Origin of the sequence: Pantoea sp. SS70 (assembly GCF_029866845.1) — a bacterium.
Taxonomy (GTDB): domain Bacteria; phylum Pseudomonadota; class Gammaproteobacteria; order Enterobacterales; family Enterobacteriaceae; genus Pantoea; species Pantoea leporis.
This window is the reverse complement of the sequence record NZ_CP117199.1, coordinates 3,552,952-3,574,903: the sequence shown is the minus strand read 5'-3', so window position 1 is coordinate 3,574,903 and position 21,952 is coordinate 3,552,952. Positions and strand designations below refer to the sequence as shown.

The 21,952-nt window shown below is 52.3% G+C and carries 21 protein-coding genes; 10 read left to right on the top strand and 11 right to left on the bottom strand.

The window, feature by feature from the left end; genetic code table 11:
- Nucleotides 1–3: 3 nt before the first annotated feature.
- From PO881_RS16370 to PO881_RS16360, 3 genes are all read right to left on the bottom strand, one after another.
- A complete protein-coding gene (locus tag PO881_RS16370; protein ID WP_061720467.1) occupies nt 4–678 on the bottom strand; it encodes a DUF1190 family protein in 675 nt (224 codons plus the stop codon).
- Between the two features lie 141 nt (nt 679–819).
- Nucleotides 820–2,292 (bottom strand): outer membrane channel protein TolC, encoded by a 1,473-nt coding sequence (tolC, locus tag PO881_RS16365; RefSeq protein WP_280172090.1) that lies wholly within the window; start codon nt 2,290–2,292, stop codon nt 820–822.
- Nucleotides 2,289–2,480, bottom strand: coding sequence for a hypothetical protein (locus tag PO881_RS16360; RefSeq protein ID WP_225614418.1), 192 nt, complete (start codon nt 2,478–2,480; stop codon nt 2,289–2,291). The genes tolC and PO881_RS16360 overlap by 4 nt, the downstream gene beginning before the upstream one ends.
- A gap of 25 nt (nt 2,481–2,505) precedes the next feature.
- Between PO881_RS16360 and nudF the strand changes: the two genes are divergently transcribed.
- The 5 genes from nudF to parE are packed head-to-tail and all read left to right on the top strand — an operon-like array spanning nt 2,506 to nt 6,962.
- On the top strand, nt 2,506–3,141 hold the full coding sequence (nudF, locus tag PO881_RS16355) for an ADP-ribose diphosphatase (RefSeq protein WP_101762996.1): 636 nt from the start codon (nt 2,506–2,508) through the stop codon (nt 3,139–3,141).
- The gene (locus tag PO881_RS16350) at nt 3,138–3,563 is read left to right on the top strand and encodes a DUF1249 family protein (RefSeq protein ID WP_008103400.1); all 426 of its coding nucleotides are present in this window, start codon (nt 3,138–3,140) and stop codon (nt 3,561–3,563) included. The genes nudF and PO881_RS16350 overlap by 4 nt, the downstream gene beginning before the upstream one ends.
- A 44-nt stretch (nt 3,564–3,607) precedes the next feature.
- Complete coding sequence (gene cpdA / locus PO881_RS16345; RefSeq protein ID WP_280172089.1) at nt 3,608–4,435, top strand: 3',5'-cyclic-AMP phosphodiesterase; 828 nt, start codon at nt 3,608–3,610, stop codon at nt 4,433–4,435.
- A gap of 3 nt (nt 4,436–4,438) precedes the next feature.
- Complete coding sequence (gene yqiA / locus PO881_RS16340) at nt 4,439–5,020, top strand: esterase YqiA (RefSeq protein WP_101762998.1); 582 nt, start codon at nt 4,439–4,441, stop codon at nt 5,018–5,020.
- 46 nt (nt 5,021–5,066) lie between these two features.
- Nucleotides 5,067–6,962 carry a DNA topoisomerase IV subunit B gene (gene parE, locus PO881_RS16335; RefSeq protein WP_101762999.1) on the top strand — a complete coding sequence of 632 codons (1,896 nt, stop codon included), beginning with the start codon at nt 5,067–5,069 and terminating at the stop codon, nt 6,960–6,962.
- Between the two features lie 29 nt (nt 6,963–6,991).
- On the opposite strand, the gene PO881_RS16330 is transcribed toward parE, so the two are convergent.
- Nucleotides 6,992–8,410, bottom strand: coding sequence for a tetratricopeptide repeat-containing glycosyltransferase family protein (locus PO881_RS16330; RefSeq protein WP_280172088.1), 1,419 nt, complete (start codon nt 8,408–8,410; stop codon nt 6,992–6,994).
- Between the two features lie 149 nt (nt 8,411–8,559).
- Between PO881_RS16330 and PO881_RS16325 the strand changes: the two genes are divergently transcribed.
- The 4 genes from PO881_RS16325 to PO881_RS16310 all read left to right on the top strand — a co-directional run bounded on the left by PO881_RS16325 (nt 8,560) and on the right by PO881_RS16310 (nt 16,192).
- Nucleotides 8,560–9,459, top strand: coding sequence for a LysR substrate-binding domain-containing protein (locus tag PO881_RS16325; RefSeq protein ID WP_280172087.1), 900 nt, complete (start codon nt 8,560–8,562; stop codon nt 9,457–9,459).
- Nucleotides 9,460–9,725: 266 nt separating this feature from the next.
- Nucleotides 9,726–11,918 carry an Ig-like domain-containing protein gene (locus PO881_RS16320; RefSeq protein WP_280172086.1) on the top strand — a complete coding sequence of 731 codons (2,193 nt, stop codon included), beginning with the start codon at nt 9,726–9,728 and terminating at the stop codon, nt 11,916–11,918.
- A 67-nt stretch (nt 11,919–11,985) separates the two neighbouring features.
- Nucleotides 11,986–12,858, top strand: coding sequence for an OmpA family protein (locus PO881_RS16315; RefSeq protein ID WP_280172085.1), 873 nt, complete (start codon nt 11,986–11,988; stop codon nt 12,856–12,858).
- Nucleotides 12,859–13,063: 205 nt separating this feature from the next.
- Nucleotides 13,064–16,192 carry an Ig-like domain-containing protein gene (locus PO881_RS16310; protein ID WP_280172084.1) on the top strand — a complete coding sequence of 1,043 codons (3,129 nt, stop codon included), beginning with the start codon at nt 13,064–13,066 and terminating at the stop codon, nt 16,190–16,192.
- 82 nt (nt 16,193–16,274) lie between these two features.
- Here PO881_RS16310 and PO881_RS16305 read toward each other — a convergent pair whose 3' ends face one another.
- Together PO881_RS16305 and PO881_RS16300 are read right to left on the bottom strand one after the other, a co-directional pair.
- Nucleotides 16,275–16,583: a putative quinol monooxygenase gene (locus PO881_RS16305; protein WP_210081107.1), complete on the bottom strand. Its 309-nt coding sequence runs from the start codon at nt 16,581–16,583 to the stop codon at nt 16,275–16,277.
- 31 nt (nt 16,584–16,614) lie between these two features.
- Complete coding sequence (locus tag PO881_RS16300; protein WP_280172083.1) at nt 16,615–17,193, bottom strand: NAD(P)H-dependent oxidoreductase; 579 nt, start codon at nt 17,191–17,193, stop codon at nt 16,615–16,617.
- Between the two features lie 162 nt (nt 17,194–17,355).
- Here PO881_RS16300 and PO881_RS16295 point away from each other — a divergent pair, with 162 nt between their 5' ends.
- Nucleotides 17,356–18,117, top strand: a complete 762-nt coding sequence (locus PO881_RS16295) for a transporter substrate-binding domain-containing protein (protein ID WP_280172082.1) — start codon at nt 17,356–17,358, stop codon at nt 18,115–18,117.
- A 61-nt stretch (nt 18,118–18,178) separates the two neighbouring features.
- On the opposite strand, the gene PO881_RS16290 is transcribed toward PO881_RS16295, so the two are convergent.
- The 5 genes from PO881_RS16290 to PO881_RS16270 all read right to left on the bottom strand — a co-directional run bounded on the left by PO881_RS16290 (nt 18,179) and on the right by PO881_RS16270 (nt 21,944).
- Entirely contained in the window at nt 18,179–19,042 is an 864-nt protein-coding gene (locus PO881_RS16290; protein WP_101763006.1) for a ketose-bisphosphate aldolase, read from the bottom strand.
- 128 nt (nt 19,043–19,170) lie between these two features.
- A complete protein-coding gene (locus PO881_RS16285) occupies nt 19,171–20,022 on the bottom strand; it encodes a class II fructose-bisphosphate aldolase (RefSeq protein WP_192412119.1) in 852 nt (283 codons plus the stop codon).
- Nucleotides 20,023–20,031: 9 nt separating this feature from the next.
- Entirely contained in the window at nt 20,032–21,123 is a 1,092-nt protein-coding gene (locus tag PO881_RS16280) for a PTS fructose transporter subunit IIC (RefSeq protein WP_101763008.1), read from the bottom strand.
- Nucleotides 21,124–21,134: 11 nt separating this feature from the next.
- Nucleotides 21,135–21,449 carry a fructose PTS transporter subunit IIB gene (locus PO881_RS16275; RefSeq protein WP_101763009.1) on the bottom strand — a complete coding sequence of 105 codons (315 nt, stop codon included), beginning with the start codon at nt 21,447–21,449 and terminating at the stop codon, nt 21,135–21,137.
- Between the two features lie 24 nt (nt 21,450–21,473).
- Nucleotides 21,474–21,944 carry a fructose PTS transporter subunit IIA gene (locus PO881_RS16270; protein ID WP_061720482.1) on the bottom strand — a complete coding sequence of 157 codons (471 nt, stop codon included), beginning with the start codon at nt 21,942–21,944 and terminating at the stop codon, nt 21,474–21,476.
- Nucleotides 21,945–21,952: the final 8 nt, after the last annotated feature.

The following is a 21,952-nucleotide window of genomic DNA, read 5'->3' as shown; positions in this document are numbered from 1 at the left end:
GGCTTAGCCTCCCAGCGAGCGGCTGCCGGTGCCAGAAGCACTGCTGCGCTGCATGGTGTTTTGTTTTGCCACGCTGTCACCAAAGCCGCCACGCGTAATGGTGGAAGTGGTCGCGGGTTTCGGCGCCATTGCTGTTTTCGGCACGTTGATGGTGCGGCCCGATGTGGCATTACCGTAGTTTTTACCCGCAGCATCAACAAATTTACCGTTTGCCGGGCTGTTCGGATTTTTTGGCGAGAACAGGGGCTGCTGGGCAAACCCTGCGCCGCCGCTCATCATACGTCCCATCATGTAACCGGCCATCAACGGCATCCAGAAGCTACCGCTTTGCTGAGCTTCAGCATTGTTTGCGGTGGTACCTACACCCGCTTGTGCAGGCGTTTGCTGGCATTGGTTTTCACCAAACTCAGCCACACAATCTTCGCGTGTAGCGTATTTTGGCGCGGTACGTTCGGCTTCTTTCTGTGCGTTGTTATACGCAGTGGTACATTGCGCGCTCTGGCCTGGATTGGCTTTGGCGCAATCATCCGCGTTTTGATAGAGCGACACCGTTTCGTCACTCTGCTCGCAGCCTGCCAGCATAAACACTGCGCTAACGGCAAAGGCGACTGGCGTTAAGTGGCGTGCCTGCCAGCTTTTACGAAAAGCGGCATGGCGAATATTTTTCGTCCGTTTCATTATTTTCATCCTGTGCCCAAAGGTGGGGTAAGGATAGGGGATGAGCGGTGGAAAATGAAGCGCGAAGCCAGATGGGGAAAGGATCTTTACGTAGCTATACGATTGAATGCGAAAGGGGCCGCATACGGCCCCCTTGGGGAATTAATTACCGAATGGATTTCCGCTGCTGCGTGCGGCAGCTGGACGGGCTTGTGCGGCGGCTGAAGGCGATGAAGCTTTCGGACCGTTATCCACACGCGCGGCCTGCTGGTTATTCTCCGGCGCCACCACTTCAGGTGTCGTGGTGATCTCTTTGCCCAGCGTGCTGTTCAGCTGCTGCAGATCCTGCTCGTTCAGCGTACCCAGCGCATATTTGATATTCAGCTGGTTGATCAGATAGCTATAACGCGCATCAGAAAGCTGCTGTTTAGCATTGAACAGCGTGGTGGTCGCATCCAGCACATCAACGATGGTACGCGTACCGACCTGATACCCGGCTTCCATCGCATCCAGTGAGCTTTGTGCAGAGACAACGGCTTGCTTATAAGCATCAATGCTGCTGATAGAGGCATTCACGTTATTGAATGATGAACGTACCGTCTGAACCGCACTACGATGTGCGCCTTCCAGCTGTTCGCTGGCCGCGACATAGTTGTACTGCGCTTGTTTCACCTGCGAGGTGACCGAGCCGCCGCTGTAAAGTGGCATGGTGAAGCTCAAGCCAACCTGGTTAGAACCGGTGATGGAATCGGTACTACCGGTACTTTGATTAGCGCGGCTGCCGCCATATTTGCTATTCGACATACCGGTTGAGGCAGTCAAATCCAGCGTCGGCATGTGGCCGGTTTCGGCTGAACGAATCTGCTCACGCGCCAGATCCTGGCTCAGTCGCGCAGAGAGCAAGGTCAGGTTGCGGCTTTCCGCTTCTTTCAGCAGGCTGGCCACAGCATCTGGACGCGCGGTTTTGAAACGATCGATATTCAATGAAGCCAGCGACAGATAATCCATGCCGGTAATCTGACGCAGCGATTCCACCGCATTATCGAGGTTGTTACGTGCGGTCACTTCGTTAGCCAGCACGGTGTCATACTGTGCACGGGCGTTTTGCACGTCAGTAATCGCGACCAAACCCACGTTAAAGCGCTGCGTGGTTTGATCCAGTTCGCGGTAGATAGATTGTTTCTGTGCTTCGGTGTAAGAAAGCGTGTCGATTGCCTTTAACACGTTAAAATAGGCAGTCGCCGTGTTAAGAATCAGGTCTTGCTGAGCAACCTGATAGGTAACATCCTGAATACCAGCCTGTTTTTCCTGCAGCGACAGCGCACGCCATTTCGACATATCGAAAATAGTTTGAGTTAATTGCAGAGAGGCGCTGGTCGTGTTGGAATGAAGTCCGCTGCTGTCACGGTAGCCATTGTCATATTTGTAATCTGCGCCCAAGCCTAACTGCGGCAATAAAGGACTACGCGCTTCATTGATTTTCTCAAATGCAGCGTCGCGGTTAGCGGCAGAAGATCGCAGATCGGGGTTGCTAAGGCGCGCCTGCTGATAGACCTGCAACAGGTTTTCTGCCTGGCTGGCAAGGCTGAATCCGCCCAGAGTCAGCCCAATAAAAAGTGGGAGCAGTTTTTTCATTTGCATTCCTTTTGTTGCAGCAAAATGCACTGGTAGTGCTGCAGGTAAGCCAAAAAAATAATCGCCGATTCTACAGAGGCGGCGTCAGAGATAAGTTGGCTGAACGTGCCTTCTTCCCCTAATTTACGTAAATAATTCAAAAAGAACCACTCGGACGGAGCGGTAGACTTGGCTTTTCTTTGCTCCATCCCAATCTGCATAAGGAATCAGACGATGGCGAGTGAAAAAAAATCCCCTGTGACTTTCACAAAAAACGATGTAGAAATTATTGCACGCGAAACGCGTTACGATGGTTTTTTTTCCATCGTCAGCTACCGTTTCCGCCACCGTCGTTTTAATGGCGAAATGAGTGGTGAAGTGGTGCGCGAAGTTTTTGAGCGCGGACACGCCGCCGTGCTGCTACCCTATGATCCCTTGCGCGATGAAGTGGTACTGATCGAACAGATCCGCATTCCCGCTTTTGATTCCAGCCCAACGCCCTGGCTGCTGGAAATGGTGGCTGGCATCATCGAACCTGGCGAAACACCAGAAGATGTCGCACGACGTGAGGCGGTAGAAGAGGCTGGCCTTAAGGTTGGCCGCGTCAAACCGATAGTGAATTACTTAGCCAGCCCCGGCGGAACGTCTGAACGTTTATCGGTGCTGGTGGGCGAAGTGGATGCCAGCCTGGCAGAGGGAAATCACGGGCTGGAGGAAGAGAATGAGGATATTCTTGTCCATGTGGTGAGCCGCGAACAGGCTTATCGCTGGGTGGAAGAGGGGATTATTGATAACGCGGCATCTGTCATCGCCTTGCAATGGCTGGCGTTGCACCATGAAAAACTACGACAAGAGTGGAAGCTAAAATGAAACAGCGCTATACCCCTGACTTTCCCGAAATGATGCGCCTGTGCGAAACCAATTTCGCCCAGCTGCGTCGCCTGCTGCCGCGTAATGACGAGGCAGGCGCATCGGTGATTTATCAGGTGAATGGCGCCAGCTATCAGCTCACCATCGAAGAATCGACGCGGTACACCACGCTGGTGGAAGTGCGTCAGGTGGCGCCCGCAGTGAGTTACTGGAGCCTGCCTTCTATGTCGGTGCGGCTCTACCATGATGCGATGGTCGCTGAAGTGTGTTCCACTAAACAGATCTACCGATTTAAAGCGCGCTATGATTATCCTAATAAAAAACTGCATCAGCGCGATGAAAAACATCAGATTAACCAGTTCCTTGCGGATTGGTTGCGTTACTGCTTAGCGCACGGCGCTGTGGCAGTACCGGTTTGCTGATAGCGTAAAAAACGCAACGATGGCGTGGTGATTAAGGAAACGCTTTGGATAGCCTGCTAACTCTTCCTGCGCAAGATGGGTCTGATATCAGGATTTTACAAATCACGGATACCCATCTTTTTGCCGGAAAACATCAATCGCTGCTTGGGGTAAATACCTGGTCGAGTTTTGATGCGGTACTGGATGCTATTGAAGTACAACAGCGTCAGTATGATCTGATTATCGCCACTGGCGATCTCGCTCAGGATCACACCGTCGAAGCTTACCAACACTTTGTAGCAGGCATTAATCGTCTGCCAAAACCTTGCGTCTGGCTGCCGGGAAATCACGATTTTCAGCCGGCAATGGTGGATACGCTGGCCGACGCGGGCATCAAATCTGACAAGCACGTTCTTTTGGGCGATCACTGGCAACTGGTGCTGCTCGATAGCCAGGTATTTGGTGTGCCACACGGCATGTTGAGTGAATATCAGCTGGAGTGGCTACACTCCGCACTTAGCAAGTACCCAGAACGCCACACTTTGGTACTTCTGCATCATCACCCGCTGGCTTCCGGATGTACCTGGTTAGATCAGCACAGCTTGCGCAATCCGCATCAGCTGGAAGCGGTACTGCAGCACTTCCCACGCGTACGCAATCTGGTGTGCGGCCATATTCATCAGGAGCTGGATCTCGACTGGCATGGTCGCCGCGTGATGGCTTCACCATCAACCTGCGTCCAGTTCAAACCGCATTGCACTAACTTCACCATTGATACGCTGGCGCCGGGCTGGCGTTGGCTTACCTTGCAGCCCGACGGCACGCTGCAGACCGAAGTGAACCGCCTGCAAAGTGACATGTTCCGCCCCGATCTTGATTCCGAGGGCTACTAAGCAATGGCGGCGCTGATTTATCTGCATGGCTTCAACAGTTCCCCGCAATCGGCGAAAGCCACGCAGCTGCAGCAGTGGCTCAACGAACAGCATCCGCATATCAATGTGATGGTGCCACAACTACCGACGTTTCCGTCTGAAGCCGCCAGCATGCTGGAAGATCTGGTGATGCAATATGCCGGTGAACCGCTGGGATTGGTGGGATCGTCGCTGGGCGGCTATTTTGCTACCTGGCTGTCGCAGTGTTTTATGTTGCCAGCGGTGGTGGTTAATCCCGCCGTACGGCCGTTTGAGCTGCTGGTGGATTACCTCGGCGAAAACCGTAATCCCTACACCGGCCAGCAATATGTGTTAGAGTCTCGCCACATTTACGATCTGAAAGTAATGCAGATTGACCCTCTTGAAGCGCCCGATTTACTCTGGCTGCTGCAACAAACCGGCGATGAGATACTCGATTATCGCCAGGCGCTGGAGTATTACAGCGCATGCCGCCAGACGGTTGAAGAGGGCGGCAATCATGCCTATATCGGATTCGAACGCCATTTCGCACAGATCGTTGATTTTCTGGGATTAAACGCCCAGTGACCTTGCGAAGTGGGGCCATTTTCCTATTGCTAATCAGACATTTACGATGAGCCAATCAAGCTATAATGCCGATGCCATTGAGGTCCTGACCGGCCTTGAACCGGTGCGTCGTCGTCCGGGGATGTACACCGATACCACGCGCCCGAACCACCTGGGCCAGGAGGTGATCGATAACAGCGTCGATGAGGCGCTGGCCGGTCACGCTAAACGCGTGGAAGTCATTCTTCATGCCGACCAGTCGCTGGAAGTTATTGATGATGGTCGTGGCATGCCAGTGGATATCCATCCGGAAGAAGGCGTGCCAGCGGTTGAGCTGATTCTTTGTCGCCTGCATGCGGGCGGCAAATTCTCCAACAAAAACTATCAGTTCTCAGGCGGCTTGCACGGCGTCGGAATCTCGGTGGTTAACGCCTTGTCGAAGCGTGTGGAAGTTACCGTGCGACGTAACGGCGAAATCTACCAGATTGCCTTCGAAAATGGCGACAAGGTGCAGGATCTTACGGTTACCGGCACCGTCGGTAAACGCAATACCGGTACCAGCGTGCACTTCTGGCCAGATGAAAGCTTCTTTGATAGCCCGCGTTTCTCGGTTTCCCGTTTATCACATCTGTTAAAAGCCAAAGCCGTGCTTTGTCCGGGCGTTGAAATTGTTTTTAAAGACAAGGTCAACGACACCGAACAAACCTGGATGTATCAGGATGGCCTGACCGATTACCTGTGTGAAGCGGTTGACGGCTTACCCACGCTGCCGGAAAAACCCTTTGTGGGCAGTTTTGCTGGCGATGTGGAAGCGGTGGATTGGGCGCTGCTATGGCTGCCGGAAGGCGGAGAGCTGCTAACAGAAAGCTACGTTAACCTGATCCCAACCATGCAAGGCGGTACGCACGTTAACGGCTTGCGTCAGGGCTTGCTGGATGCCATGCGCGAGTTTTGCGAATACCGCAATATTTTGCCGCGCGGCGTGAAGCTGTCGGCAGAAGATATCTGGGATCGCTGCGCGTACGTGCTGTCGGTGAAGATGCAGGATCCACAGTTTGCCGGGCAGACTAAAGAGCGCCTGTCGTCGCGTCAGTGTGCGGCATTCGTCTCAGCGGTGGTCAAAGATGCCTTCAGCCTGTGGCTGAATCAAAACGTGCAGGCGGCTGAAATGCTGGCCGAGCTGGCAATCTCCAGCGCGCAGCGCCGCATGCGCGCCGCGAAGAAAGTAGTGCGTAAAAAACTCACCAGCGGCCCGGCGCTGCCGGGCAAACTGGCTGACTGCACCGCACAAGATTTGAACAAAACCGAGCTGTTCCTCGTCGAAGGGGATTCTGCGGGCGGATCCGCCAAGCAAGCGCGCGATCGTGATTATCAGGCGATCATGCCGCTGAAAGGTAAGATCCTTAATACCTGGGAAGTCTCTTCGGACGAAGTGCTGGCCTCACAGGAAGTGCATGATATTTCAGTGGCGATCGGTATCGATCCTGACAGCGAAGATCTGAGCCAGCTGCGTTACGGCAAAATCTGTATCCTCGCGGATGCGGACTCCGATGGTCTGCACATTGCCACGCTGCTGTGTGCGCTGTTTGTGAAGCATTTCCGTACGTTGGTGCAACACGGCCATGTGTATGTTGCGATGCCGCCGCTGTATCGCATCGATCTCGGTAAAGAAGTCTATTACGCCCTGGATGAAGACGAGAAAGAGGGCGTGCTGGACCAGTTGAAGCGCAAGAAAGGTAAGCCGAATGTGCAACGTTTCAAGGGCTTGGGTGAAATGAATCCGCTGCAGCTGCGCGAAACCACGCTTGATCCGAATACGCGTCGTCTGGTGCAATTGACGATCAGCGATGAGGATGTCGATCAAACCCTACGCGTGATGGACATGCTGCTGGCGAAGAAACGCTCGGAAGACCGCCGCAACTGGCTGCAAGAGAAAGGCGATTTAGCCGACCTCGAAGTGTAAAAAAACAGGGACGCCGCGGCGTCCCTGTTTTATTGCTGCTGTAATGCCTGTTTAATCCGCGTAATAACCGTGCTCCACTCTTCATCCTGCCCGCGCCCAAACAATCTCATTTGCGGATACCACGGCGATTCATCGCGATTTTCCAACCAGCGCCAGTCTCGCGCCCAGGCGGGAAGTAATACCCAGCAAGGTATCCCCATCGCCCCTGCTAAGTGGATCACCGACGTATCTACCCCAATCACCAAATCCAGTTGTGAAATGACCGCGGCGGTATCCTGATAATCAGTGAATTGGGCACCAAGCGGCTGTATGTGTGGGAAGTCAGCGATTTCCTCTTCACCAGCACCTTTTTGCAAGCTAACCCAGTTGATATCAGGCAGGTCAAATAAAGGTGCAAACTGTGAAAGGTGCGCAAGCGATCGTTGGCTATCATTCTTATGCCCGCTGGCGCCTTTCCATACGATACCAATTTTTTTCCCGTTCCCCTTAATCGGCCATCTCGCCTGTTGTTCTGCAGAGCTAAACAGATAGGGATGATGCGCGCTGAAGGGCTGTGTTGAGTCGAGGAAGTGCTGCGGTAAATCCAGTAGAGAGCACCAGTAATCTGCCGGTGGCAACGTGTGTTGTACATCTTCCCGTGTCAGATAATTATCGAGGTGCGGCAGCGTAACCATCAATGATTTTAAGGACTTGCTACCCAGCATGATCACTTTTATCGCATGCTTTTCAGTTTTAACGCGTGTGAGATAACGACAGAATTGAATTTCGTCCCCCATGCCTTGCTCGGTCCTTACCAACAGCGTTTTACCGCGCAGATCCTCTCCTTGCCAGTAGCGAATAGGGAGTTTCGGTAAGGTAAAGAAGCGATCGGGATTATCGGACGCATAACGCGCCTGATAGTTAGACCAGCCAGCAGCGAAGTTGCCTTGTTGTAGCTGAACCATGCCGAGCGAATTTCGGCAACGTTGATCGGCGTCACGCACTTGCAGCACTTGCTGCATCTGACTTTCTGCTTCTTGTAGCTGGCCCATGTGCGCTAGCAACGTACTTATGCCATAGCGGGCTTCGGTATAATCAGGCTGGCTCTGCAGCGCCAATCGATACTGATCTAAAGCAAGGTGATAGCGCTGCTGTTTATGCAGCAAAATAGCGTAGTTATTATGACAGGCGGCATAGCCCATATGTGATTGCAGCGCAGACTGATAACAGGCTTCCGCCTCGCTCCAGCACCCGGCGTCATAATGGGTTAGGCCAAGACCGTTGAGTAATCCCGCATCTTTTGGCGCAAGTTTTAGCGCCCGCTGATAATAGCGCTGCGCCGTATCCAGATCGCCGTTGCGCCGGGCAAGCCGTGCGGCTTCATGAAGGAACCAGCCATCGTAGGGAGCAAGCGTCAGGTGCGCCCGAATCTTACGCCAGGCTTCTTCCTGTCGCCCTTGCTGCAGCAACTGGGTTACCGCTTGTTGCTGACGTAAATCGTTAGCCACCCGAGGTTTATGGCGCATTGTGATATCCTGCCGCTAATAAAGTGGCGTAATTTAAGCCAAAAGTGTCAGAAACCGCGCTAAGACAGGTCTCGATCTTTAAGGATGGGAATTTGAAAATAACACTGGAAGAGTTACGCGCCTGGGTTGCGGTGGTGGATACCGGATCAATCACATCAGCTGCGAAGCAGTTAGATCAAACCAGCTCTGGCGTGAGCCGTGCGCTTAGCCGGCTGGAAGGTAAGCTGCAAACCACCTTAATGCATCGCACCACGCGTCGCCTGGCATTGACCGAAGAGGGGCTGATTTTTCTCGATCATGCGCGGCAGATTCTGGCGTCGGTTGAACAGGCGGAAGAACTGATCGCGCAGCGCCGGGACATTCCTTCTGGACGCTTACGCGTCAATGCCAATACGCCTTTTACCCTGCACGTCATTGTGCCGCTGGTGGCGGAGTTTCGTCAGCGCTACCCGCTGATTCAGCTGGAATTAAACACCGACGATATTGTGATCGATCTGCTGGAGCAGCAAACGGACATCGCCATTCGCATCGGCGAGCTGCGCGATTCGACGCTGCGTGCGCGTGTGCTCGGAAGCAGCGCCATACGCCTGTTAGCCAGCCCAGATTATCTGGAAAAGTTTGGTGTACCGGAAAACGTTGATGCACTGGCGAACCATCAGCTGTTGGGGTTCAGTCAACTTGATGTACACAACGTCTGGCCGGTTTGGCAGCGCGAAGGCGAGTTCCTGCGCATCAAACCTACGCTGTCCGCCTCCAGTGGTGAAACATTGCGTCAACTGGCTTTAGCTGGGCAAGGTATCGTACGTTTATCCGATTTTGTCAGCCGTGAAGATCGCGACAGTGGGCGTCTGGTACAGGTTTTAGCAACGGAAACCCGTGAACAGCGTTTACCCATCCACGCGGTCTATTATCGCAATCAATCCCTTACCTCGCGCATTACCTGTTTTCTGAGTTTTTTACGCGAAAAAATTCAGGAAAATCATCTGTTATAGTCTTGTTCCTGCTCAATAATTTACCCTTCATCTTCATATCTTTATTTATAAAAACGCTTTAATTCATATAGTTAATTAACTAATAACTTTTCTGTCAATGTTAGGAAATTTTTTCTTTCCTAACGGGACGTTTCTTATGTCTCGGAAATCTCTCTTTCCCGATTATGTCGCTCACTTTGAGCCCGCACAGGTGGGTTAAGCCAGGGAGATTGCTGCGTTTGTACGCAATCGCACAATCAAAATCTAATGTACGGAAGGGATTAAACATGAACGTTTCGCCCGTGAGTGTTGCGGTTATTGATAAAAAAACAATAACGAAAGCGGAAGCATTGCGTGTAGGTAAAGACGGTAAAGCTGCAAAAGTTCAGGCTATTACCAACGGCAAATATTTGCTGACCCAAGGTAATGACGGCGTTGCACCAGAAAACATTACCGTTAAGCGTGTCGGGAAAGATCTGCTGGTGATGCTGGAAGGATCCGACGCCAGCGAACCCGATCTGATTATCGAAGACTTTTTTGCTAAATCAGGTGCTTTAGTTGGTAAAGCTGAAGATGGCGCGATGCATGAATACGTCGCTACCGATGGTAATGCCGATCATGATGCTGTCGCATTGGCTGATGGCGAAACCACCGCATTAGCGCTTGGAGAGAGCACGGTTGATACCGATTCTGGTTTCATGCTGGCCTCGGGATTTGAATGGTCTCCGGCGTTGATCGCTTTAGGCGGATTGGCGGCTATCGCTGCGGCCGCCGGCCTGGGCTACGTGGCAGCCAAAGAGCAATATCAGGATAAAAACGCTCACGAAAACGGTAGCAGCGATCAAAATGGTGGAGACAACGGGAAGGGCGGTGATGACGGCGGTAAAGGTGGCGGCGACAGCGGCGGCGGCAATGTAAACGTCCCGGTAGTTAACGGCCTGTATGACGACGTAGGCAGCATTACCGGATTGATCGCGAAAGGCGGCCGTACCGATGACACCACGCCGACACTGAACGGCACGGGCACCAAAGGGAATGTCATTGAAATTTGGGATGGCAGCACAAAAATTGGTGAAACCACGGTTGGTGAAAACGGCACATGGTCCTTTACACCCGGTAAAGCATTGGGCGCCGGTAGCCACAGCATCACCACACGTGAACGCAATGAAAGTGGCGTAGTAGGCGATTCAAGCGAGGCCTGGAGCTTCGTTATCGATCTGACCGCCCCTGCCAAGGGCACTATTGGTAGCATGGTGGATGACAGCGTAAATCCGCCGAAAGAGATCGTGAAAGATGGCATCACCAAAGACAACACGCCGACGCTGGCGGGTAAGGCCGAAGCGGGCGCTACCGTTGAAATCTGGAAAGATGGCCAGCTGCTGGGCACTGCCAAAGTAGACAGCGAGGGTAACTGGACCTACACCAGCCCGACGCTGTCAGAGGGTAAACATGATTTCAGCATCGTCGTCGTAGATGAAGTCGGGAATAAATCGCTGCCTTCCGAAGCCTGGATTATCGAGGTTGATACCGTAGCACCAGAAAATAAAGGCATTGGTGCCATCGCTGATGATGAAGGTAAGTTGATTGAAAATGGTGGCGAAACGCAAGACAGCACACCAACCTTCTCTGGCGTCGGTGAAAAAGGCGACATCATTAAAATCATTGATAACGGCCAGGTTATCGGCAGCACCGTTGTCGATGACGAAGGAAAGTGGCAATTCACCCCAGAAAAAGCCATTGGTAATGGCGATCATGAATTCCAGATTATTGAAGTGGATCCAGCAGGTAATGAATCTGCGCCTTCAGAAAAAGTCATTATCGAAATTAACGATCCGAATAACCCTATTGATCCCGGCAAGGAAGTGATTCCGAATCCCGATGTACCGGTAACTGGCGCGGTTGACGACGTGTATCGTGATGAAATGTTGGATAACGGCGAAAAGTATTTCATCGGCAAACAGCCTATTGCTAACGGCGATGCGGTGAATGATTCAACGATTTTTGTGGGTGGAACCGGCAACGCGGGCGATATCGTTTATATCTGGCTCAGTGGGAGCAGTAACCATTATTACCTCTCCTCTGTCGTAGATGAGAACGGGAAGTGGAGTATCGCCACGCCAGAGTTATCTGATGATGTTTACAAGATTGAAGCGGCATTTAAAAATGCTGAAGGCGTAGTAACAGCCAAAACCGAAGCTTTTGAAGTTGAGATCGATACGATTCCACCGGAACCCATCGATCCGGGCGATCTCTTCCCTGATTTACTCAGCCATGTTGAATTATCTGAGCTGCTCTCGGCAAACGGTGACACGTTATTCAATGAAGCGCAGGAAGAATCTGCATTACTCAATAATATTGATGAAAGCATTTTAAGTAATATGGTTTTCGATGCGGATATTAAGAGTTCTGCAGTGGACGGCGTGATGTCTCTCGATATTACAGCTTTGAAGGATTTAGATATTCATTATTTATCTGAATAATTATCACATCATTGCGATTAATAGAATAAAAACAGGCGTCGTCTGGCGCCTGTTTTCTGGAGTTATAATGAAACTTAAAAAATATGCTATTGCCACGGTGCTTGCGTCATTGTCCATCAGCGCAACTCTCCAAGCGCAATCGAATTTTGGCAAAGCCTGGCAATCCATGCCGGCAGCGGCCTCAGAGCAAACCCGCATCGTTTATTATCGAGCTACAGACGATAATAATAATAAAGCAGCACACATCTATGTTGATGGCGAATTCCAAACGGCATTATTAACCGGCGGCTACACGGTGTTTTGCCTGAAACCGGGTGTACATTCGTTGGGAAGTTATATCGATGATGCGCCAGGTTATCAGGGCAAGCAGCAACAACCATGGCGCGATAATCTGGCGGCGGGCAAAACCTATTATATCATTGCCAGCCTTGACGGTTCCGGCCGTCCTCTGGTGATGGATAGCGAACAGGCTCAGCAGCAATTAGTGGGAACACGTCAGCAAACTCATTTGCTTTCCCGCGCTTCAGCGGTGGTGCCGTGCAAGGCTGGAACTACACAGTCTTATGATAATTATGAGTTTTCATCGGATTTGCTGTTTAATTTTGGTAGCGCGAACAGTGCCGATATTTCCGCTCAGGGTCATAGCGCCATTCAACAATTTGCAACCTTGTTGAAAAGCAAAAATAAAGCCGATCAGCGCATTATCGTCACCGGCTTTACCGATCCAATTGGGGAGGAGGAAAGCAACATCAAGTTAGGCCAACGCCGCGCGGATGCAATCAAGAAATTATTGGTTAATAACGGGCTCGCGAGTGATTATATTCAATCGCAAAGTATGGGTGAAAGCCAGGTCACTGCGCAGTGCGCGGCCTCCCTGAAGCAGCAGAAAGCATGCTATCAAGGCGAACGTCGTGTAATTATCAGTGTAGAGAATAAATAGTTTTATCACTTTCTAAAAATTAACCAATGGTCTGATTTTTTATAATTTAGGCCATTTTTTTCAACTTCACTTTACAATTAATGATTCTATTAAAAACCATTAATTAAGACATGTCCTGTGTTGGTTATTTCACTAACTGGTCGAGAATGCTTGCGTTCCGGGAGGAAACCGGAACACGAATCTAAATATTTAAAGGAATATATTCATGGCGAATAACAGCATTAATGAAATTAAAGAAATGAAAATCAGTACTATTACCGACAAAAAATTTGGTTGGAAAGATAAACAAGTCGATCTAAAAGATGCCGGTGGTCGTGTTGAGATTCTTATTGATGGTGTGGTTTACAAAGCACCTATCGATGAAAATGGTAAGTGGTCATTTACACCGCCAACGGGCTGGGACGAAGGCTTACATACCGTGCAGTTGATCACCATCGATAAAGCGGGTAACCGTGCACCACCAACGTCCTTCATTGTAAATCTGGATACCCAAGCTCCAGAAGCGCCAGAAATCTGGCGTGTGGTAGATAACACCGGTAGTAATAAAGGTAATTTGAATCCGGGCGAAATTACCGATGAACACAAGCCTGTCATTTCAGGCGTAGCGGAGCCGGACGCGATCGTTTACCTGTATGACAACGGTGGAAAAGATCCGATTGCTTCAGTCAAAGCTAATAGCATGGGGGCATGGACCATTACTCCAGAATTGGCTGATGGCGAACACAGCCTGACCGTAGTGGCTAAGGATGCTGGCAAACATGAAAGCCCAGTCTCAGCGCCATTCATTGTGAAAGTTGAAGCGGGCGCAGTAGTGATGGCCGAAGGCCCAACTGCAGAGTCGCAGCCGTCTGAGGATGCGACTGCAAATACCAATAATTTTGGTACTCATGGTAATGCTATTGAAAAATATACCAATAAAAGCTTTATCGAGATATCACCTAAAGTCGAACCTTTCGCACAGGTTCAAATTACGCTGAACAATGAAGTGTATCTTGTTACCGCAGATAAGGATGGCAATTTACATTTCAAGTCTGATGAACTGCCAGATGGGACCTACTACTATCAGACGCGTGTTCGCGATAGCGCTAATAACTGGGGGCCCGCTACCTCAATCATTCTGCATGTCGAAGCAGGCGCTCCGGAAGCACCACAGATCCTGCGCGTCATTGACGACGAAGGTAATGTTGATCACTTAACTTCGGGTCAATACACCGATGATAAAAATCCAACGCTGTCAGGCGTGGCTAAACCGGGATCGCTGGTCTTCATTTACGGCGTTGATTCAGCACCGATCGGCAGCGTGACCGCTGGCGGTGATGGACGTTGGACCTTCACACCGGAACTGACCACGGATGATACCTATATCTTCAACGTAGCGTATCAGGATCGCTACGGTCGTATGAGTCCGAAATCAGACAACTTCATCCTGAAACTGGATGCTACTGCACCTGAAGCGCCTTCACTGGAAGGTGTTTACGATGACGTAGGCCGCGTAACCGGTCAGCTGAAATCAGGCGATACCACTGACGACACCACTCTGTCGCTGTCGGGTAAAGCGGATGCCGGCTCCATTGTACGTATCTGGGATGGCGAAAAATTAGTTGCAACCGTTATTGCCAACTCACGTGGTCAATGGTCTTACGAACTGGATGTGGCCGAAGGCAAACATGCGCTGCGCGTAGATTCCGTCTCCAAAGGTGGTGCTGCTTCTACTCCATCAGAAGAGTTCATTGTGATTGTTGATACCCAAACGCTGCCTCCGGCACAGATTGAAGAGATTGTCGCCAACAACGGTGCAGAAGAGCGTCCACTGGTGAGCGGTGATGCAACCAACGATGACACCCCAGTGCTGCGCGGTTCAGGTGAAGAGGGTGAAATTGTTTATGTTTACGATAAAGACAAAGTCATTGGTTCTGCTGCCGTAGGCAAAGATGGCAAATGGGAAATCGAGCTTGATCCACTGAAAGAAGGTTCTCATGAGCTGAAGATCAAAGTCGAAGATCCAAAAACTGGCAAAAGTTCAGACTTCTCAGATCCGGTCACCATCGTGGTGGATTTAACTGCACCTGAAAAACCGGTCGCTCCGGGCATTATCGACAACACCGGTGATGAGCAGGGCGTCATCCAGCCAGGCACGCCAACTGACGAAACCCAGCCGGAGTTCACCGGTGGCGGTGCAACGCCGGGTGACGTTGTAGAAATCATCATCATTGATAAAGACGGCAAAGAGCAGGTCATTGGTAGCGGCGTCGTTGACGAGAAAGGTGATTGGACAGTCACCCCAACCGATCCAATCGGTGATGGTGATTACGACGTGGTGGTTGAAATTACCGATCCGGCGGGCAACACCTCTGATCGTTCCGATCCAATTGAACTGATTATCGATACCAAAGTGCCGGACGAAATCACGGACTTCGAATTGTGGGATGACGTGGGCGTCATCACTGGTCAGATCCTTGATGGCGGCATCACTGATGACAAATCACCAACCGTACGCGGTACCGGTGAAAACGGTTCTAAAGTCATTATCTATGATGGCGAAAAACAGATCGGTTCAGCAACCGTAGTTGATGGTAAATGGAGTATTGATCTGCCTGCCCTGACGGAAGGTGCGCATAATATCCGCGTTCAACCTGTCAGCGCTTCAGGTGTGAAAGGCCCTATCAATGACGGCATCAACTTTGATGTGGATCTGACCGCGCCACAGGCTGGTACTTACACCGGTGGTACATTCCTTGATGTAGAAGGCTTTACCCGCCTGATCGGGTCGGATATTAATGGTCAGGTTATGACGCTGAACGGTACCGGTAAAGAAGACGGCACCGTAGTGGTGGTCTATGGCGATGCGGCGCGTACCGAAATTATTGGCAGCGCGGTGGTGACCAACGGCAAATGGACGCTGGATACCGATGAACTGGCTGAAGGCAGCTACCATATCTCCTTCGGTTATCGTGATGCGGCGGGCAATGAAGTGGCCGGTGCAGAATCGTTCGACGTTAACGTTGACATTACGCCACCAGAACCTATCGATCCAGGCGACATGTTCCCAGACTCATTCAACGAAGCGCTGATGAGCATGTCACTGTCGGATATTCTGTCCATGAGTGAAGACTCATTGTTCATTGACAATGGTAAAACGCAGTTGATGATTTCGGATTCTGCTCAGGAAGTGACCTTGCAAGACATCCTGCCGGAAGGTGAAGACGTAAATAACTGGAGCCAGGCAAATGGCACCGTAACCGTGGCAGGCGTTGAATATAACGTTTACCAGAACAACGGTGGCGATGCTGAAGTGATGGTTCCACAGCACCTGCTGCAGGAACAACAGCACTAATTTCTGATTAGCTGCGAAACAAAAGCCCCGATCGAAAGACCGGGGCTTTTTTATGCATGATGATGAATGAGAAAAAATCGGCTTACTTAGCCGGTTCAAGCACCAGGATCTTCACATCAACCACTTCATCTTTAATCAACGCGCGATGTGCATCCATGTGTGGCATCTGCTGATGCTGCTCCAGATGACGCAGTGATTCCCACAGCTCCAGCATGAAAATGGAATCGGGTGAATTCTGTTTCCAAGGCACTTGCGCCTGATGATCAACTAATGCGTCATATTGATGACAGCCATCTTCTTCCAGCACGGTAGGAATCAGCTGGTTAATCGCATCCAAAACCACCTGACGACGGCCCGGTTTGACACAAATCTCTGCAACGACGGTTAACATAGTGCTTCCTCTTTTCCCTGGGTGCTTACAGTTAAGCAAAGATCTGGCTGAGATGAGTCCGATAACGTTCAATATCGCGCGGTACGTCCGGCATTTTAATCACATCGTTACAGATAAAGGTCGGCAAACCTTCCATACCGAGGAACTGGTTAGCTTTATGGAAGTGCAGATACAAACCGTCCACGCCCACGCCTTCAAAGAATTGCTCAGGATCGTTAAAGGCTTCCAGCGGCGCGTTCCAGGTCAGTGACAACATGTATTTTTTACCCTGAATCAGGCCGCCTGAACCGTATTTCTTACCGGCATCGCTACGTGTGCGACCATCGCTGGCATACAGTGAACCGTGACCTTCAGTGAAGACATCATCGATGTACTTTTTCACCGTCCACGGCTCGCCCATCCACCAGCCCGGCATCTGATAAATCACCACATCGCTGTCGAGGTACTTCCGCACTTCTTCTGCTACGTTGTAATCGCTATCGGCGATTGTCACCTGCACTTGATGGCCAAGGTCGCGCAGCTGGCTGGCTGCAACGTCAGTTAAGGTATGGTTCAGTTCGCCTTTCGAATGGGCGAAGGTTTTGCCGCCATCGATAATTAAAAAGTTCATCTAATCCGCTCCGTTTCTCGTTGATGCCGCACACTCTACGCGCGCGCAGGAGCGAGAAAAATGCGTGATTGATCACAACACTTTTGCTAATAAAGCAATAATGCGCAGGGCTATGAAACAATCTGTGAGCAAACCAACATCAACTCCTATTAAGAAGAAACCATGAAAACCGCGATACTGAGTGCATTACTTCTGGTGACGGGCGCTGCTCAGGCGCAATCCCATCTCGATGACATCCGCACAAGTAAAACCTTAAAAGTCTGTACCACCGGTGATTACAAGCCTTACAGCTATCTGCGCAGCGATGGGCAATATGAAGGATTGGATATCAGCATGGCGCAATCGCTGGCGACCAGCCTGGGTGCAAAAGTGCAGTGGGTGCCAACCACATGGAAAACCCTGAGCGATGATTTTGTGGCCAGGCAGTGTGATATCGCATTGGGCGGCGTATCGGTCACCCTCAAGCGTCAGCAGATCGCCTGGTTTGCCCAGCCGCTCGGTGTCGATGGAAAAATTCCACTGGTGCGCTGTGCTGATAAAGCGAAATATCAGACGGTTGAACAGATTAACAAGGCGAGCGTGCGCGTGATCGAACCGGCAGGCGGCACCAACGAAGCCTTCGTGCACAGCCATCTGCCGCAGGCAACGCTGCAGCTGGCTGACAACGTGGGGATTTTCCAGCAGTTGGTGGATAACAAAGCAGATGTGATGATCACCGATGCGTCTGAAGCGCTGTTCCAGCAGCAGCATTATCCCACGCTGTGCGCCATCAATCCGGACAAACCGATGCAGTACGGCGAGAAGGCCTACATGATCCCGCGCGATGATATGAGCTGGAAGTTGTATGTCGATCAGTGGCTGCATCTCAGCACCGCCACCGGCGAATACGCCCAGATTACGAAGAAATGGTTAGGCGCGAAGTAGGGACGCCATTCCTGGCGATCTGAGTTTCTGGTGCGCCATAACGCGCACCAGATAACAGAACTCAACGATACAAACTCGCCTTACCCAACCCGCCAAACAGATTCATTTTGTAGCGAATGACTTCCTTCGCCGCCGCAATCGCATCGGGATAAATCACATTCGGATCCCACCAGGTTTCGCGTGCCAGAATCTCGCGCAGCTTAGCGAAATAGGCGAACTTCATGTCGCTGGAAATATTGATTTTGCCCACGCCCAGCGTCACCGCTTCCGCGATCTCGGCATCCGGATTTGCTGAACCGCCGTGCAGCACCAGCGGAATAGTGGTGCGCTGCGCAATGTCTCTGAGGATATGCATCTGCAGCTCAGGCTTCATATCTTTCGGGTAGATGCCGTGCGCGGTGCCAATCGCTACCGCCAGCGTATCTACACCGGTGCGCTGCACGAAATCCTCTGCCTGCGCCGGTTCGGTGTAGATCACTTTACTCACGCCGCCTTCCACTGAAGTGCCGGTATCGCCGATGGTGCCGAGTTCACCTTCCACCGAAACGCCCACCGCATGCGCCAGTTTCACCACTTCTTTGGTCAGCGCTACGTTCTCTTCATAAGGCAGCAATGAACCATCGATCATCACTGAGGTAAAGCCGCATTGAATAGCGCGCAGCACCTGAGCAATGGACGCACCGTGATCGAGGTGGATGGTGAACGGCACTTTGCTTTTCAGCGTGCGTTCGCGCACATAGCCAAAGAACTCATCAGTGACAAACTCCAGCTCGCTTGGATGGATGGAAATGATCGCCGGCGTATGGGTAGCTTCAGCTTCTTCAACTACCGCGCGGATAAAGCAGCTGTCGGCCACGTTAAAAGCGCCAATCGCGTAACGGTGTTCACGAGTCGGTGCCAACATCTCTTTCATTGAAATCAACATGTTAATATTTCCTCAGCGTGATGTTTACCGGAGCCGACGCATGCGCCGACCCGATAGTGGATATGAATGTGAAATTGATAATGCGACCTTGTGTCGCCATTCATGGCGAACACTAACCAACCTGATGACTAAACCTTGCCCGCCGATCCCGACCAGCTTAGGTACTCCGCCACCACTTCGCGGCAGGCGGACTCCATCAGCCCAAGCACATCGGCTAACTCAGCGTGAGGATGCTGCTTCAAGGCCTGTTCCACCGCCATTTTTCCGGCATCAAACACCGCCGCGCCGACGTTGATCTTGGCAACGCCAAACTCACTAACGCGGCGAATATCCTCAGCGGGCGTGCCCGATCCGCCGTGCAGCGCCAGCGGTCGCGAAGAAACCGCCTGCAACTCCTGCAAGCGCTGAAAGTCGATCTTTGGCTTCACGCCCGCCGGATAGAGCCCGTGCGCGGTACCGACCGAAATCGCCAGCAAATCAATGTGGGTTTGCTCGATAAACGGCAGCACATCGGCCACCTGCGTCATCTTCACTGAGGCATCAGCCAGTTCGTAGGTTGGCGCATCGGCAATATGTCCTAGCTCGCCCTCGACGCACACGCCGGCGGTATGCGCCATCTTCACCACGGCGGCGGTCTGGCGAATGTTCTCGGCGAGCGGTTCAGAAGAGGCATCGATCATTAAGCCGGTAAAACCGGCGCGAAACGCCTGACCAATCAGCGGAAAGGCTTTGCCGTGATCGAGTGCCAGCGCCACCGGCACGCTGGCAGTCTCGGCCAGCGCACGCACTAACGGCACCGCGACAGCAGGCGGGAAGTGCGCGCTGTGTCCCTGATAAACGTTGAGGATCAGCGGAGCGCGCTGCTGCTCGGCGGCCTGAATGGCGGCGCGCGCGGTTTCAAGGTTGAAGCAGTTGATCGCTAACACCGCATAGCGCTGTTGGGCGGCGGCCTGAATCAGGTCGTTCATCATGGCAAACATGGTGGCTCCTTATTCCAGAGTGAATTTGATCTCTTCATCGCGGACGCCGGGGGCTTCCACGTCATCGAACTCTTCATCCGCCTGCGTCACCGGCTTTTTCAATACCGACAGCATCACGCCGCACACCGTGGTGCCGATGCCGAGTGCCAAACAGAACAGCCAGGGTTTAGTGAACAGCGGCACCACAAACATGCCGCCGTGCGGCACCGGTGCGCCGACGCCCCACACCATAATCAGCCCACCGGCGATGGCGGAGGCCACCACGCAGCTGCCGACCACGCGGAACAGGTCGCGCGCTGCAATTGGAATCACGCCTTCGGTAATCATGCAGATGCCCATCGGGAAGGCGGCTTTTAGCGCCTCTTTTTCCGCTTTGGTATATTTGTTGCGGCTCAGCAGATAAGAGAGCGTGATGCCGAACGGCGGAATCATTGAGCCGACAAACTTCACCGCTTCCGGTCCGTAAATGCCATCAACCAGCATGCCGTCGGCGAACAGCGACATGGTTTTATTCACCGGACCGCCGAAGTCGAAGGTGGCCATCGCGCCGAGGATCGCGCCCATCACAAATTTCGAACCGCCTTGCATCGACTCCAGCAAGGCAATCAGCGCCTTCTGCAGCCAGACAATCGGCTGGCCGATGAAGGTCATCATCAGCAGCCCGGCGATAATGGTGCTCAGCACCGGCAGCACCATAATCGGCATCAAGCCCTGCATCGATTTCGGCAACTTAATGGTGCGGCGCAGCAACAGCACGGTGTAACCGACCAGGAAGCCACCGAAGATGCCGCCGATAAAGCCTGTGCCGATCTGCCCGCAGATAAAACCGACGATCAGGCCAGGCGCGAAGCCGGGACGATCGGCAATCGAGTAAGCAATCGCCGCGCTGATCAGCGGCACAATCAGCCCCATGCCCCAACCGCCGATCTGATTCAGCATCCACGCGAGGGTGCCGGTCTGTTTACCGACATCCGGCCCGCCGATCACCTGGCCGAGCGCGATGCAGATCCCGGCGGCGACGATCAGCGGGATCATCCACGAGATCCCGGTAAGTAAATGCCCTTTGATCTCCTGGCCGTACTGACGTTTGTTGTCACTCATGATGGATCTCCTCAGGCGCGCGCCAGTGAATCCGCCACTTTTTCGAGGAATTTCACCGGTGATTTGATCACTACTTCGGTTTTCACTCGCACAATGGGTTTGCCCTGAAAGCGCTCCTCGCCTTTGATCTTCACGTCAACGGCGAGGATCACCACGTCCGCAGCGGCGATATCTTGCTGCGTCAGCGCCGTTTCGGTGCCGATGGTGCCCTGAGTTTCAACGTGGATGGTGTGGCCCAGCGCGTGGGCCCCTTTAATCAGTTTTTCGCGCGCAATGTAGGTATGCGCGATGCCTGCCGTGCAGGCCGCTACACAGACGATATTCATGTGTCACCTCAGAGAGTTAGGGTGTTAACAGAGGTCGGTTTCGGCGTACTGACTAAACAGCCGGATGATATTGCTGGCATCGTTTTCCACCAGCAGTTGGGCTATCACCTCATCATCGGCCAGCGCACTGGCCACCTGCGACAACAGGCGAATATGGGTGGTGTTCTGATCTTCCAGTCGCACCGCGAACAGGATGATGCAGCGCACCTGGCTGCCATCGAGCGTTTCCCACGGAATGTCGTGTTGGGTGCGGCCGATGGCGAGCGTGGTTTGTTTCACCGCGGCGGATTTACCGTGCGGGATGGCGATATGATTTTCGAAGCCGGTGGAACCTTCAGCTTCCCGCAGCCAGACATCTTCAATAAAGGCAGCGCGGTCGCTGATGGCGCCGTCGTGGTAGAGCAAATCGGTGAGCTCATGAATCGCTTGCTCTTTGGTGGTGGCGGTCAGCGCCAGGTTAACGCGGCGTGGCGTCAGAATGCGCGAAATATCCATGATCAATC

Excerpts from the sequence above, each read along its gene's own strand:
- PO881_RS16295 (WP_280172082.1), top strand. The coding sequence starts at position 17,356 with ATGAAAACCGCGATACTGAGTGCATTACTTCTGGTGACGGGCGCTGCT.
- nudF (WP_101762996.1), top strand. The coding sequence starts at position 2,506 with ATGGCGAGTGAAAAAAAATCCCCTGTGACTTTCACAAAAAACGATGTA.
- PO881_RS16305 (WP_210081107.1), bottom strand. The coding sequence starts at position 16,583 with ATGTTAACCGTCGTTGCAGAGATTTGTGTCAAACCGGGCCGTCGTCAG.
- PO881_RS16320 (WP_280172086.1), top strand. The coding sequence starts at position 9,726 with ATGAACGTTTCGCCCGTGAGTGTTGCGGTTATTGATAAAAAAACAATA.
- PO881_RS16360 (WP_225614418.1), bottom strand. The coding sequence starts at position 2,480 with ATGGAGCAAAGAAAAGCCAAGTCTACCGCTCCGTCCGAGTGGTTCTTT.
- tolC (WP_280172090.1), bottom strand. The coding sequence starts at position 2,292 with ATGAAAAAACTGCTCCCACTTTTTATTGGGCTGACTCTGGGCGGATTC.
- PO881_RS16300 (WP_280172083.1), bottom strand. The coding sequence starts at position 17,193 with ATGAACTTTTTAATTATCGATGGCGGCAAAACCTTCGCCCATTCGAAA.
- PO881_RS16275 (WP_101763009.1), bottom strand. The coding sequence starts at position 21,449 with ATGAATATCGTCTGTGTAGCGGCCTGCACGGCAGGCATCGCGCATACC.
- PO881_RS16370 (WP_061720467.1), bottom strand. The coding sequence starts at position 678 with ATGAAACGGACGAAAAATATTCGCCATGCCGCTTTTCGTAAAAGCTGG.
- PO881_RS16280 (WP_101763008.1), bottom strand. The coding sequence starts at position 21,123 with ATGAGTGACAACAAACGTCAGTACGGCCAGGAGATCAAAGGGCATTTA.
- yqiA (WP_101762998.1), top strand. The coding sequence starts at position 4,439 with ATGGCGGCGCTGATTTATCTGCATGGCTTCAACAGTTCCCCGCAATCG.
- parE (WP_101762999.1), top strand. The coding sequence starts at position 5,067 with ATGAGCCAATCAAGCTATAATGCCGATGCCATTGAGGTCCTGACCGGC.
- PO881_RS16270 (WP_061720482.1), bottom strand. The coding sequence starts at position 21,944 with ATGGATATTTCGCGCATTCTGACGCCACGCCGCGTTAACCTGGCGCTG.
- PO881_RS16315 (WP_280172085.1), top strand. The coding sequence starts at position 11,986 with ATGAAACTTAAAAAATATGCTATTGCCACGGTGCTTGCGTCATTGTCC.
- PO881_RS16285 (WP_192412119.1), bottom strand. The coding sequence starts at position 20,022 with ATGTTTGCCATGATGAACGACCTGATTCAGGCCGCCGCCCAACAGCGC.
- PO881_RS16310 (WP_280172084.1), top strand. The coding sequence starts at position 13,064 with ATGGCGAATAACAGCATTAATGAAATTAAAGAAATGAAAATCAGTACT.
- PO881_RS16290 (WP_101763006.1), bottom strand. The coding sequence starts at position 19,042 with ATGTTGATTTCAATGAAAGAGATGTTGGCACCGACTCGTGAACACCGT.
- PO881_RS16350 (WP_008103400.1), top strand. The coding sequence starts at position 3,138 with ATGAAACAGCGCTATACCCCTGACTTTCCCGAAATGATGCGCCTGTGC.